Consider the following 12,307-nt stretch of genomic DNA (forward strand, 5'->3'; position numbering starts at 1 on the left):
CACGGTGGTCCCGTGACCGACCGTCTCGACGACCTCGAGCGACGGCTCGCCGCCCTCGAGGCGCGGGCCGCCGCGCCGACCGCCCCCGGGACGTCGCCCGACGACGCCGGCGGACCCGGCGGCGGCGCGTTCTGGGCGCTCGACCGGCTCCGCGACCTCGCCGGCGGGGACGGCGGCGTCCTCGTCACCGGCACGGTGCCCCTGCCCACGGGCGGGCGCGCCGAGTGGCAGGAGGGCGTCCCCGCGGCGGGGCTGCTCGACGACGACTGGGAGCCCACCGCGGACGTGCTCGCGGCGCTGGGGTCCCCGGTGCGCCTGCGGCTGCTGCAGGCGGTCCTCGCGGGCACCGCCACCACCGCCGGCGCCCTCACCGACCTGCCCGGCGTCGGCACGACGGGCCAGACCAACCACCACCTGCGGCGGCTCGTCGCCGCCGGCTGGCTGCGCCCGGCCGGGGGCGCGGCGCGCGGCGCCTACGAGGTGCCGCTCCCCCGCGTCGTCCCGCTCCTCGCCGTCCTCGCGATGTGCCGCCGCTGACCCGGCGACGACCGACCGGCCCCACCCGCCCCCACCGCCCCCACCGCCCGGGAGACGCCGTGCCCCGCACCCGCCGGACCACCACCGCGATCGCCGCGCTCGCCGTCGCCGCCGTCCTCGGCGGGGCCGCGACGCTGCTCGTGGGCCCCCGCCCCCCGTCGCTCGACGGCGCGTCCGTCACCGGGGACGCGGCCCTCGCGGAGGACCTCCTCGCGGCGCTCGGGCCGGACGGCGTCCGCGCGGCGTCGGTCGCCGTCGTGGACCTCGCCGCCCCGGCCGACGAGCGGGTGCGCACGGCCGCCGTCGGCGTGCTCGACGACGACGGCGCCCCGGTGCGGCCCGGCACGCCCTTCGAGACCGGCTCGGTGGCCAAGGCCCTCGACGGCCTGCTGCTCGCCGAGATGCTCGCGGCCGGCGAGGTGCGGCTCGACGAGCCCGTCGCCGACCTCGTCCCCGGGACGGCCCTGGCCGAGGACGGCGGCGCGACGCTCGGCGAGCTGGCCACCCACCGGTCGGGCCTGCCGCGGCTGCCGGCGTCGATGCTGCTGACGAGCCCGGTGCTGCGCGTGACGGGCGGCGACCCCTACACCGGCGGCCCCGCCGACGTCCTCGACGCCGCCGGGCGCGCCGGCGCCCCGGGCGGGGCCGGGCCCCGCTACTCCAACCTCGGGGCGGCCGCGCTGGGCCAAGCCCTCGCCGCCCGCGCCGGCGTCCCGTGGGACGAGCTCCTCGCGGCGCGCGTGCTGGGCCCGGCGGGGCTGACGGCGACGACCGTGGCCACCGCGCCCGACGAGGTGCCGGCCGACGGCGCCCGCCCCGTCACCGCCGCGGGGCGCGACGTCGCCCCGTGGGTCGCCGAGGGCTGGGCGCCCGCGGGCGTCGGCACGTGGTCGACGGCCGAGGACCTCGGCCGGCTCGCGCTCGGCCTGCTCGAGGGCACCGCGCCCGGCGCCGCGGCGCTCGACCCCGTGGACGACGACCCCGCCCGGGCGGACGAGGGCCTCCTCTGGGTCGTCGGCGCGGGCGCGGACCACCCGGAGGTGGTGTGGCACAACGGCGGCACCGGCGGGACCTCGACGTTCGTGGGCCTCGACCGCGGGGCGGGCCGAGCCGTCGTCGTCCTCGCGACGACCGACCGCACCGTCGACGACGCCGCCCTCGCGGTGCTCGCCGGCACCGGCGACGAGGTCACCCGGTGAGCGCGGTCCTGGCGGCCCTGCCCGTCCTCGTCATGCTCGGCCTCACCGTCCCGTCCGGCGTCGCGGCCTGGCGGCTGGTGCAGGGCGCCGACCCCGCGAGCCGTCCCGCACCGCTCGCCGACCGCGCCGACGCCGTGGAGCGGACCGGCCTCGGCGTCGTCGGCCTGGCCCTCGGCGCCGTCGGCGCGTGGCAGCAGCTGCCCGTGCCGCTGTGGGGGCTCGCCGCCACGGCGGTCGCCCTCGTCCCCGTGGCCGCCGTCCTGCGGTGGCGTGACCTGCCCGGCGTCGCGGCGGACGCCCGCGGACGCCGCCGCCCCCGTGCGCGGCTGGCCTCCACCGCCGTCTCCGGGGCGCTCGGCCTCGCCGCGGCGGCGGCCCTCACCGGCGCGCTCGCGGGCTGACGGCACGCCGCGCCCGTCGACGACCGGTGCACCACGATGGCGGCGCCCCGTCGCCCGACCCCCGAGGAGCCCCCGCCGTGACCGACCTCGTCGTCGTCCCCGCCACCGCCACGGACGTCCCCGAGCTGGCCGGCGTGCTGGCGCAGGCCTTCACGGGCGACCCCATGTCCGCGGCGCTCCTCGGGCGGCCCGCGACCGGGCCCGACGCCGCGGCGCGGCTCCGCCACCTGCACGCCGCCCTCCTGCGCTCGGGGCCGCTGCGGCACGGGGCCGTCGACGTCGTCCGGCGGGCCGGCGGGGGTCCCGCGCTCGGCGTCGCCGCCTGGCAGGCCCCCGGCGGCGGCGGCTCGCTGCGCGACGAGGTGCGGGAGGCCCGCGCCTTCGTGCGGGCGCTCGGCGCGCGCCGCCTCCCGGAGGCGCTGCGCCAGCAGGCCGTGCTCGCACGGCACCGCCCCCGCCACCCGCACTGGTACCTGCTCGAGGTCGGCGTCGCGGACGGCGCCCGCGGGCTCGGCGTCGGCTCGCTCCTGCTCGGCCACCGGCTCGCCGCGCTCGACGCGGAGGGGCAGGCCGCCTACCTCGAGGCGTCGACGCCGCGCAGCGCCGCGCTCTACGCCCGGCTGGGCTTCGTGCGGCTCGGCCCGGTCCGGGGCCTGCCGACGCCCACGCCGCCGACGTCGATGTGGCGCCCCGCGGGCGTGCCGCCCCGGAACAGGTCCTAGACGTCCCGGGGCTGGGCCCGCCAGGCCCCCCAGCGCCGCACGAGCTCGCCGCCGGCGACGACGCACACGTCCGGCAGCGTGAGCCGCTCCCAGGCGTAGAGGTCGACCGGCCGGCCCGTGAGCGCGGCGACGAGCAGGGTCCAGGCCGTGCCGTGCCCGACGAGGACGAGGTCGCGGTGGCCGTCGGCCCCCGCCGCGTCGAGGTGCGTCAGGGCGGCGGTGACGACGCGCTCCCGCGTCGACTCCCCCGTCTCCCAGCCGGGCGCCGAGGGGTGCTCCAGCGCCACGAGGGAGCGGTGGATGCGCACGGCGTAGTCGTCGAGCCACCCCGCGGGACGGGCCTGCTCGCGCAGGTCGGCGTCGGTGCCGACGGGCTCGTCGGTCAGCAGCGCCGCGGTCTCGCGGGCCTTCGGCTCGGCCGAGCTGACCCAGCGGGCGCCGGGCGGCAGCACGCCGGCGTCGCGCAGCGCGTGGACCGCGTCGACCTTCGACGGGTCGAGGGACCACGACGACGGCGCCTGCGCCGGGTCGACGAGGGGTGCGCCGTGGCGCACGAGGTGGAGGGTGACGTGGCGCCCCTCGTCGGCCCGCCGCGGCTCGGTCGTCGGCCCCGGCAGGTCGGCGACCGGGCCCGTGCCGGCGCTCACGCCGGCACCAGGAGCTGGAGCACGAGCCAGGCGGCCGGCGCGGTGACGAGGAGCGAGTCGAGACGGTCCATCACGCCGCCGTGGCCCGGCAGCGTCGTCCCCATGTCCTTGATGCCGAGGTCCCGCTTGAGCATCGACTCGGCGAGGTCGCCGAAGGTGGCGGTGAGGCCGACGAGGGCCCCGAGGACCGCACCGGCCCACCACGGCCCGTCGAGGAGGACGGCGACGAGCGCGGCGCCGACGACGATCGACAGCCCGACCGAGCCCGCCAGCCCCTCCCACGACTTCTTGGGGCTCACCGACGGCGCCAGCGGGTGCCGTCCCCAGACGACGCCCGCGGCGTACCCGCCGACGTCGCTCGCGACGACCGCCGCGAGGAAGACGAGGACCCGCATCTCGCCGTCCGGCTCGGCGAGCATGAGTGCCGCGAAGGCCGCGAGGAGCGGGAGCCACGACAGGACGAGGACGCCGGCGGCGACGTCGCGCACCGCGCCGTCGCGGCCCTCGGCGACCCGCCAGCCGACGACGACGAGCACCGTCAGCCCGTGGACGACGACGGCCGCCTCCGGCCCCACGACGTAGGCGCCGACGACGAGGAGGGACCCGCCGACGACGACGGGCACGCGCGGCGCCCGCAGCCCGCGGCCGGCGAGGGCGGCGGACACCTCGAGGCACCCGACGGCGACGGCCACGACGACGAGGGCGAGGAAGACGTCCTTGACGACGAGCAGCGACCCCAGGGCGAGCACGCCCAGCCCGACGCCGACGCCGATGGCCGCCGGCAGGTCCCGACCGGCGCTGCGCCGGCGGGGTGCGGCGGGCGGCGTCGGGCCCGGCACGACGTGCGGGACCGGCGTCACGCCGGGCGACGGGTGGACGGCGGTCGTCGGCGCGGCGTGGCGGCCGGGGACGGCGGAGGGCGCCCCGCCGGTCGGCGGTGCGTCGGGGGCGGGCTCGTCGGGGGCCACGGGTTCTCCTGGGTCGTCAGCCCCGGCCGGCGTCGTCGGCGGCGGGGACGGGCGGCGGTCGCGGCTCACACGTCGAGGAGGTCGGTCTCCTTGCGCTTGAGCAGCTCGTCGATGGCGTCGACGTGGCTCTTCGTGAGGCGCTCGAGCTCCTTCTCCGCGCGGGCCACCTCGTCCTCGCCCGCCTCGCCGTCCTTGACGATGCGGTCGAGCTCCTCCTTGGCCTTGCGGCGCACGCTCCGGACGGTGACCTTGCCGTCCTCGCCCTTCGTGCGGGCGAGCTTGACGTAGTCCCGGCGGCGCTCGGCGGTCAGCTCCGGCATCTGCAGGCGGATGACGTTGCCGTCGTTGCTCGGGTTGACGCCGAGGTCGGAGTCGCGCAGGGCCCGCTCGACGGCGCCGAGGATGCTGCGGTCGAAGGGGCTGACGAGGACCGTCCGCGCCTCGGGGGCCTGGACGGAGGCGAGCTGCTGGAGCGGCGTCGCCGCGCCGTAGTACTCGACCATGACCTTGGAGAACATCGCCGGGTTGGCCCGGCCGGTGCGGATGGCCGCCAGGTCCTCCTTGGCGACGTCCACGGCGCGGTCCATCTTGTCCTCGGCCTCGAGGAGGGTGTCGTCGATCACTGGTGCTCCTTCGTCCCCGGGCCTTCCGGTGGTCCGGGCGCCCTCGTCGTCGCTTCGCTGCTCGTGCGGCCGTGCGGCGCCGCACGTCCCGTCGGCGTCCGACGGGGCGGGCGGGCCGTCAGCCGGCCTCGACGAGCGTGCCGATCCTCTCACCCCGCAGCGCCGCCGCCACGTCACCGTCCTCCATGCCGAAGACGACCATCGGCAGGCGGTTGTCCATGCAGAGGCTGAAGGCCGTGGCGTCGAGGACCTTGAGGCCGCGCGCGAGGGCGTCCGCGTAGGTGAGGTGCTCGATGCGGGTGGCCGTCGGGTCCAGGCGCGGGTCGGCCGTGTAGACGCCGTCGACGCCGTTCTTCGCCATGAGGACGACGTCGGAGCGCGTCTCGAGCGCCCGCTGCGCGGCCACGGTGTCGGTCGAGAAGAAGGGCAGGCCGGCGCCGGCGCCGAAGATGACGACGCGCCCCTTCTCGAGGTGGCGGATGGCGCGGCGCGGCACGTAGGGCTCGGCCACCTGCCCCATCGTGATCGCGCTCTGGACGCGGGTCTCGACGCCGTGCTGCTCGAGGAAGTCCTGGAGCGCCAGGCTGTTCATCACCGTGCCGAGCATGCCCATGTAGTCCGCCCGCGAGCGGTCCATGCCCCGCTGCGACAGCTCGGCGCCGCGGAAGAAGTTGCCGCCGCCGACGACGACGGACACCTGCACGCCCTCGGCGACGGGCCCGGCGATCTCCGAGGCCACGCGGTTGACGACGTCGGGGTCGACCCCGGTCGCGCCGCCGCCGAAGGTCTCGCCCGAGAGCTTGAGGAGCACGCGGCGCGGGCGTGCCTGCGGGGCGCCGTCGGCGGCGGGGGCGAGCGGGGCGGGGGGCTGCTGCGGCACGGGTTCTCCTCGCCGGGCGCGCGCGGCGCACGGGGTGCAGGGACGACGGTCGGACGGCCCGCGCGGGCGCCGCGGTGGCGGCACGGCAGGGACGGTGCTGGGGTGGCGCGACGGCACCGGGGTGCCTGCGGAGCGGCGGCCCGCCGGGCCCGACGAGGTCGGTCGGGGCCGCGGGAGCGGGCCCAGTGTGCCCGATCGGCACCACCCCCGGGCACCGCCCGGGCGACCGGGTGGCGCACGGCCGCCCGGCGACGGCGACGACGGAGGAACGGCATGGCGGACGACGCGCACGGCTCGGGCGACGGTGCGGGGCCCGGCCCCGGGGACGGCGGGGCCGGGCGCCTGGCGCGGACCACGACGCCCGGACCGGGGCCCGGCGTCCCCGTCGTCGTGCTGCTGCACGCCTTCCCCCTCGACCGGTCGGTGTGGGACGACGTCGTGCCGCTGCTGGCGGCGCGCTGCCGCGTCGTCGCGCTGGACCTCCCCGGCCTCGGCGCCTCCCCCGTGCCGGCCGACGAGCCGGACCTCGACGTCGCGGTGCAGGGCGTCGTCGCAGCGCTCGACGAGGAGGACGCGGCGTCGTCCGCCGTCGTCGTCGGCCTCTCGACGGGCGGCTACGTCGCCGCCCGGATGGTCGGCCTCGCGCCGGAGCGCGTGGCGGGCCTCGGCCTCCTGGGGACGACGACGCGCGTGGGCCCGCCCGACGATCCGGACGAGCGGCGCGCCACGGCCTCGCAGGTCCTCGGCGCCGAGGGCCTCGACGCCGTCATGGGCTCGGTCGACGAGGGGCTGTCCGAGGCGGCCCGCCGCGAGCGGCCGGACCTCGTGGAGCGGGTGCGCTCGTCGATCGCCGCGCAGCGCCCCGAGGGCGTCGCGTGGGTGGCCCGCGCGCTGGCCGCCCGGCACGACACGACCGACGCCCTCGTCGGCTTCCCCGGACCGGTGCTCCTGCTCTTCGGCGAGCACGACGCCGCGACGCCGCCGGAGGTCCGCGGCCGTGAGCTGCACGGGGCCCGCCCCGACGCCCGCGTCGTCGTCGTCCCCGGCTCGGGGCACCTGACGGCGCTCGAGGCGCCGGAGGCGGTCGCCGCGGCGGTGCTGGAGCTCGTCGACGCCGCCGGCCTGGGCGGCGCGGGCGCCTGACCTCCCCCGACGTGTGACCTCGAAGGGCCTCACCACGCCCGCAGCCCCCGACGGGTGACCTCGTCGGGCGGTCGCCGCGGCCGTGGCGCCGCCGTCGCGCGCGCCGCGCCGGCGTCGTCGGCCCAGCGGGCCAGGACGCGACGAGGCCCGCCGTCCCCGGGGGACGACGGGCCTCGTCGGTGGTGCGTGCCGGCGGACCGGCGGACGTGTCAGGCGCCGGCGCCGACGCGGAAGCGCGCGAAGCCGGTGATCTCCACGCCGGCCTCCTTGGCGTAGCCGCCGACGGTCTTCTTGCTCTCCTTGGCGAACGCCTGCTCGAGCAGGACGTTCTCCTTGAAGTAGCCGTTGACCCGGCCCTCGATGATCTTGGGCATGGCCTGCTCCGGGCGGCCCTCCTCGCGGGCGGTCTCCTCGGCGAGGCGACGCTCGTTGGCGACGACCTCCTCGGAGACCTCGTCGCGGCTGAGGACCGTGGGGCTCATGGCCGCCGCGTGCATGGCGACGTCGCGGCCGACCTCGGACGCGCGCTCGCCGCTGGCGGCGACGACGGCGCCGATCTGCGGGGGCAGGTCGGGGCTCGTGCGGTGGAGGTAGGAGACGACCGTCTCGCCCTCGACCCGGGCCACGCGACGGACCTCGATCTTCTCGCCGAGGTTGGCGTTGGCCTCGTCGAGGACCTGCTGGACGGTCTGGCCGTCGAGGTCCGAGGCGAGCAGCGACGCGGCGTCGGTCGCGCCGACGGCCACGGCCTGGTCGAGGACCTTCTGGGCCAGCTCGACGAAGCGGTCGCTCTTGGCGACGAAGTCCGTCTCGCAGTTGACCTCGACGAGCGTGCCGACGCCGCCGTCGACGTGCGCGACGACGAGGCCGTTGGAGGCCGTGCGGCCCTCGCGCTTGGTGACGCCCTTGAGGCCCTTGACGCGGAGGAACTCCTGCGCCGCGGCGAGGTCGCCGTCGGACTCCTCGAGCGCCTTCTTGCAGTCGAGCATGCCCGCGCCGGTGGACTCGCGGAGCGCCTTGATGTCAGCGGCGGTGTACGCCATGAGCTCTCTCTCCTGAGGGGTGGGAGGCGGGTGGAGCGGTGACGGCCCGCACGCCGCGGCCCCCGGGGTCACCGGGGGCCGCGGCGTCGGGCGGGCCGGCCGCGCAGGTGCGCGGACGGCCGGGGGGATCAGGCCTGCGCGGGCTTCTCGTCCGCGCCGTCGGGCGTGACGGCGGGCTCGGCCGCCGGCTGCTCGGCGTCGGGCGCGTCGGTACCCTCGCCGGCCGCCTCGGCCACGGACTGCGCGTCCGCGTCCTGGACGCCCTCGACGGAGGACGCCTCGGTGTCGGTGCCGCGGGCCGCGTGGCCCTCGGAGGCGCCGGACTGGTCGGGGCCGCCCTGGAGGAGCTCGCGCTCCCACTCGGCGAGGGGCTCGGAGGCCGAGCCCTCGCCCTGGCCGGCGCCGCCGCCGGCGCGCTCCACGAGGCCGGCCGCCACGGCGTCGGCGACGACGCGGGTCAGCAGCGTCACGGAGCGGATGGCGTCGTCGTTGCCCGGGATGCGGAAGTCGACGACGTCGGGGTCGCAGTTGGTGTCGACGACGGCGACGATCGGGATGCGCAGCTTGCGCGCCTCGTCGACGGCGAGGTGCTCCTTGTTCGTGTCGACGATCCAGACGGCGCTGGGCGTGCGCGCCATGTCCCGGATGCCGCCGAGCGTGCGGTCGAGCTTCTCCTTCTCGCGCCGCATCATGAGGAGCTCCTTCTTCGTGCGGCCGCTGGCGGCCACGTCGTCGAAGTCGACGAGGTCGAGCTCCTTCATGCGCTGCAGGCGCTTGCTCACCGTCTGGAAGTTGGTGAGCATGCCGCCGAGCCAGCGCTGGTTGACGTAGGGCATGCCCACGCGACCGGCCTGCTCGGCGAGGGGCTCCTGCGCCTGCTTCTTCGTGCCGACGAAGAGGACCGTGCCGCCGTGCGCGACCGTCTCGCGGACGAACTCGTACGCCCGGTCGATGTAGGTCAGCGACTGCTGCAGGTCGATGATGTAGATGCCGTTGCGCTCCGTGAAGATGAAGCGCTTCATCTTCGGGTTCCAGCGGCGGGTCTGGTGCCCGAAGTGGACACCGCTCTCCAGCAGCTGGCGCATCGTGACGACTGCGGCCATGGGTGTTGCTCCCTCTGCGCCCGCGGCCGCGCTCGCGCGCGGGTGCCCACGGGGCGCCTGTCCGGTTCCTCGCGACGACCGGTCGGCCGTCGCGCCTGGCGCCACGGGCAGCCGCACCGGGACCCGCGAGGGGGTGTGCCCGGACCGAGCGGCGGCCCGCACCGACGAGGTCGGTGCTGCGGTGGCGCGCGAAGTCGACCGCCGAGGGCGGTCGCCGAGGTCAGCGTACGCCGTCACGAGGACGACGGCGGCCACGCGCCGCGGGGCCCCCGCCGCGACCGGCCGCCGGCGCGCACAGGCACGGCGTCCCGGGCGCCGTCCACCGACCTCCGCTCCCCCGCCGGCCGTGGTGCGGCGGCCCGGAGCATCGAGCCGTGACGTCACGACGCCCCCGCGCCGCCCACCGCCCCGCACCGTCGCGTGCCGCCGGGAGGTGGGGCGTCGGTGCGGCCGTGGTGGTGGCGCTGCTGCTCCCGGCGCCTCCCGCCGCGGCGACCCCGCTCGGTCCGCCGGTGCCGTCGTCGGTGGTCGGCGCCTCCGCCGGCCCGCTCCCCGGGCCACCCCCCGGTGCCGCGGGCGCCGCGCCGTCCCGCGCCGCGCCGTCCCGCGCCGCGGGGGCGCGGGCCGTGCCGACCGGTCGATGGTCGTGGCCCCTCGCGCCGGAGCCCCGCGTCGTCCGCGGCTTCGACCCGCCGGCGCGACGGTGGCTCGCGGGGCACCGCGGCGTCGACCTCGCGGCCACGCCCGGGAGCGCCGTCGTGTCGCCCGTCGACGGCGAGGTGGTGTGGGCCCGCCGGGTCGTCGACCGCGGGGTCGTCGTCGTCCTCGGGCCGGGGGGACGGCGCGCGACCCTCGAGCCGGTGGACGCGTCCGTGGCCGTCGGCGACCGGGTCGCCCGCGGTCAGCGCCTCGGCACGCTCGCGGCCGGCCACTGCCCCGGCGGCTGCCTCCACTGGGGCGTGCGCGAGGGCACCGGCCCACGGGCGGCCTACCTCGACCCGTTGGCGCTGCTGGGCCCGGCGGCCCCGCCGGTGCTCCTGCCGCTGCCGCGCGGGCCGCGCCTCAGCTGACGTCGGCCAGCTTGGTGCGCAGCTGCAGCACGGCCTTGGAGTGCATCTGGCAGATGCGGGACTCGGTGACGCCGAGGACGCGGCCGATCTCGGCCAGCGTCATCCCCTCGTAGTAGTAGAGCGTGACGACGATCTTCTCCCGCTCGGACAGCTGGTCGATGGCGCGGGCGAGGAGGAACTTCGTCTCCTCGCCCTCGAACGCCATGACGGGGTCCTCGGCCGAGGTGTCCTCGAGCGTGTCGCCGAGGGAGAGGCCGCCGCCGCCGTCGCCGCCCTTGTCGCCGCCGGACATCAGCTCGTCCAGCGCGACGAGGTTGACGTAGGAGACCTGGCTGAAGATGTGGTGGAGGTCCTTGAGCGGGATGCCCATCTTCGCCGCGACCTCGGGCTCGGTGGGCGTGCGGTGCAGCGTCGCCTCGAGCTCGGCGTAGGTCTTCTCCACCTCGCGGGCCTTGCTCCGCACCGAGCGGGGGATCCAGTCGAGGGCGCGCAGCTCGTCGATGATGGCGCCGCGGATGCGCTGGATCGCGTAGGTCTCGAACTTGATGGCCCGTTCGAGGTCGTACTTCTCGATGGCGTCGATGAGGCCGAAGACGCCGTAGCTGACGAGGTCCGCCTGCTCGACGTTGGACGGCAGGCCCACGCCGACGCGGCCGGCGACGAACTTGACGAGCGGCGAGTAGTGGAGGATCAGCCGCTCGCGGACGCCGGCGTCACCGGTCTCCTTGAAGGTCACCCAGAGCCGGCGGACGGCCTCCTCGGCCTCGGGCGAGGGCGGGGGTCGCCGGCCGGCGCGGGGCGCGGGCGCGGTGCCCCCGGCACCGTCCGCCGCGGGCGTCGTCCGCTCGGTCACGAGACCTCCTCGGGTCCGCCGTCGGGTCCCCCCGACGGACGGGTCGCTCCTGCACCGCCCGGGCGGCGGCCGTCGCCGCTACGCACGGGGGTGCGCCTGGTGGTAGCCGGAGCGGAGCCGCTCGACCGACACGTGGGTGTACAGCTGGGTGGTGGACAGGCTGGCGTGGCCCAGCAGCTCTTGGACGGTCCTGAGGTCGGCCCCTCCGTCGAGCAGGTGCGTGGCCGTGCTGTGACGCAGCGTATGGGGAGTGACCTCTCGTGACACGTTGTTCCCGGAGGTCGCGGCCGTCCGCCCCACGACCCGCCGCGCCGAGCGCTGGTCCCACCGGCCGCCGCGGGCCCCCAGGAGGAGCGCGGGACCGCTGCCGTCGACGGCGAGCGCCGGGCGCCCGCGGGCCAGCCACGCGTCGAGGGCGTCCTGCGCCGGGCGGCCGTACGGGACCACGCGCTCCTTCGCGCCCTTGCCGAGCACCCGCACGGTGAGGCGGTGCCGGTCGACGTCGTCGACGTCGAGCCCCACGAGCTCCCCGACCCGGATCCCCGTGGCGTAGAGCAGCTCCAGCGCGGCGACGTCGCGCAGGGCGGCCGGGTCGCCGCCCTCGGCGGCACGTGCCGCCGTCGTGAGGACGTCGGCCGCGCCGGCGGCGCTGAGCACGGCGGGCAGCGAGGCCGGGCGCCGCGGCGAGCGCAGGCGCAGCGCGGGGTCGACGGCGACCTCACCCGTCCGGAGCAGCCACGCGGTGAAGGTGCGGGCCGACGCGGCCCGCCGCGCCGTCGTCGACCGCGCGGGGACCCGGGCGGCCCGCCCGCCGGTCGTCACGTCCGAGGCCAGCCACGCGCGCAGCCCCGCGAGGTCGAGGCCCCGGGCCAGGCTCCCCCGCTCCTCGCCGCCCCCCGCCGCGGCGACCGCGCCGAGCAGGGACCGCACGTCGCCGAGGTACGCGCGGACGGTGTGGGCCGAGCGGCCGCGCTCGTGCGTGAGGTGCTCCGCGAAGCGCTCGAGGAGGCGCTCGTCCTCGACCGGGAGCACCGAGGAGGACGGGTCCGCGCGCACGGCGGTCTGCGTCGGCTCCCCCACCGCCCCACCGTCGCCCATCGCGACGGTCCGCGGCAACG

General features: G+C 78.0%; 14 protein-coding genes. 6 read left to right on the forward strand and 8 right to left on the reverse strand.

Annotation, left to right across the window (positions count from 1 at the left end; translation table 11 throughout):
• Positions 1 to 12 precede the first annotated feature (12 nt).
• From EDC03_RS06595 to EDC03_RS06610, 4 genes are all read left to right on the forward strand, one after another.
• Positions 13 to 537, forward strand: a complete 525-nt coding sequence (locus EDC03_RS06595; protein WP_241967067.1) for a winged helix-turn-helix domain-containing protein — start codon at positions 13 to 15, stop codon at positions 535 to 537.
• Between the two features lie 59 nt (positions 538 to 596).
• Positions 597 to 1,736 carry a serine hydrolase domain-containing protein gene (locus EDC03_RS06600; RefSeq protein WP_158674225.1) on the forward strand — a complete coding sequence of 380 codons (1,140 nt, stop codon included), beginning with the start codon at positions 597 to 599 and terminating at the stop codon, positions 1,734 to 1,736.
• Positions 1,733 to 2,137 carry a hypothetical protein gene (locus tag EDC03_RS06605; protein WP_123379432.1) on the forward strand — a complete coding sequence of 135 codons (405 nt, stop codon included), beginning with the start codon at positions 1,733 to 1,735 and terminating at the stop codon, positions 2,135 to 2,137. Before EDC03_RS06600 ends, EDC03_RS06605 begins: the two co-directional genes overlap by 4 nt.
• 77 nt (positions 2,138 to 2,214) lie before the next feature.
• The gene (locus EDC03_RS06610) at positions 2,215 to 2,859 is read left to right on the forward strand and encodes a GNAT family N-acetyltransferase (protein ID WP_123379433.1); all 645 of its coding nucleotides are present in this window, start codon (positions 2,215 to 2,217) and stop codon (positions 2,857 to 2,859) included.
• Here the strand turns inward: EDC03_RS06610 and EDC03_RS06615 are convergent.
• From EDC03_RS06615 to pyrH, 4 genes are all read right to left on the reverse strand, one after another.
• The gene (locus tag EDC03_RS06615; protein WP_123379434.1) at positions 2,856 to 3,506 is read right to left on the reverse strand and encodes a histidine phosphatase family protein; all 651 of its coding nucleotides are present in this window, start codon (positions 3,504 to 3,506) and stop codon (positions 2,856 to 2,858) included. The two genes, EDC03_RS06610 and EDC03_RS06615, sit on opposite strands and share 4 nt — an antisense overlap.
• The gene (locus tag EDC03_RS06620) at positions 3,503 to 4,474 is read right to left on the reverse strand and encodes a phosphatidate cytidylyltransferase (RefSeq protein WP_241967068.1); all 972 of its coding nucleotides are present in this window, start codon (positions 4,472 to 4,474) and stop codon (positions 3,503 to 3,505) included. The genes EDC03_RS06615 and EDC03_RS06620 overlap by 4 nt, the downstream gene beginning before the upstream one ends.
• A gap of 65 nt (positions 4,475 to 4,539) precedes the next feature.
• Positions 4,540 to 5,097, reverse strand: coding sequence for a ribosome recycling factor (frr, locus tag EDC03_RS06625; RefSeq protein ID WP_123379436.1), 558 nt, complete (start codon positions 5,095 to 5,097; stop codon positions 4,540 to 4,542).
• A 118-nt stretch (positions 5,098 to 5,215) separates the two neighbouring features.
• Complete coding sequence (gene pyrH, locus EDC03_RS06630; RefSeq protein WP_123379437.1) at positions 5,216 to 5,977, reverse strand: UMP kinase; 762 nt, start codon at positions 5,975 to 5,977, stop codon at positions 5,216 to 5,218.
• A gap of 273 nt (positions 5,978 to 6,250) precedes the next feature.
• Between pyrH and EDC03_RS06635 the strand changes: the two genes are divergently transcribed.
• On the forward strand, positions 6,251 to 7,120 hold the full coding sequence (locus tag EDC03_RS06635) for an alpha/beta fold hydrolase (RefSeq protein WP_123379438.1): 870 nt from the start codon (positions 6,251 to 6,253) through the stop codon (positions 7,118 to 7,120).
• 209 nt (positions 7,121 to 7,329) lie between these two features.
• Here EDC03_RS06635 and tsf read toward each other — a convergent pair whose 3' ends face one another.
• Together tsf and rpsB are read right to left on the reverse strand one after the other, a co-directional pair.
• The gene (gene tsf, locus EDC03_RS06640; RefSeq protein WP_123379439.1) at positions 7,330 to 8,163 is read right to left on the reverse strand and encodes a translation elongation factor Ts; all 834 of its coding nucleotides are present in this window, start codon (positions 8,161 to 8,163) and stop codon (positions 7,330 to 7,332) included.
• 128 nt (positions 8,164 to 8,291) lie between these two features.
• Positions 8,292 to 9,266, reverse strand: a complete 975-nt coding sequence (gene rpsB, locus EDC03_RS06645) for a 30S ribosomal protein S2 (protein WP_123379440.1) — start codon at positions 9,264 to 9,266, stop codon at positions 8,292 to 8,294.
• Between the two features lie 626 nt (positions 9,267 to 9,892).
• On the opposite strand from rpsB, the gene EDC03_RS06650 reads away from it, so the two are divergent.
• On the forward strand, positions 9,893 to 10,336 hold the full coding sequence (locus EDC03_RS06650) for a peptidoglycan DD-metalloendopeptidase family protein (RefSeq protein WP_199720007.1): 444 nt from the start codon (positions 9,893 to 9,895) through the stop codon (positions 10,334 to 10,336).
• Here EDC03_RS06650 and whiG read toward each other — a convergent pair.
• A complete protein-coding gene (gene whiG, locus EDC03_RS06655) occupies positions 10,329 to 11,189 on the reverse strand; it encodes an RNA polymerase sigma factor WhiG (RefSeq protein ID WP_123379441.1) in 861 nt (286 codons plus the stop codon). The two genes, EDC03_RS06650 and whiG, sit on opposite strands and share 8 nt — an antisense overlap.
• Positions 11,190 to 11,267: 78 nt before the next feature.
• Positions 11,268 to 12,269 carry a tyrosine recombinase XerC gene (locus EDC03_RS06660; RefSeq protein ID WP_277872064.1) on the reverse strand — a complete coding sequence of 334 codons (1,002 nt, stop codon included), beginning with the start codon at positions 12,267 to 12,269 and terminating at the stop codon, positions 11,268 to 11,270.
• Between the last annotated feature and the right edge of the window lie 38 nt (positions 12,270 to 12,307).

This window comes from Pseudokineococcus lusitanus, assembly GCF_003751265.1.
In the GTDB taxonomy this organism is placed as follows: Bacteria; Actinomycetota; Actinomycetes; order Actinomycetales; family Quadrisphaeraceae; genus Pseudokineococcus; species Pseudokineococcus lusitanus.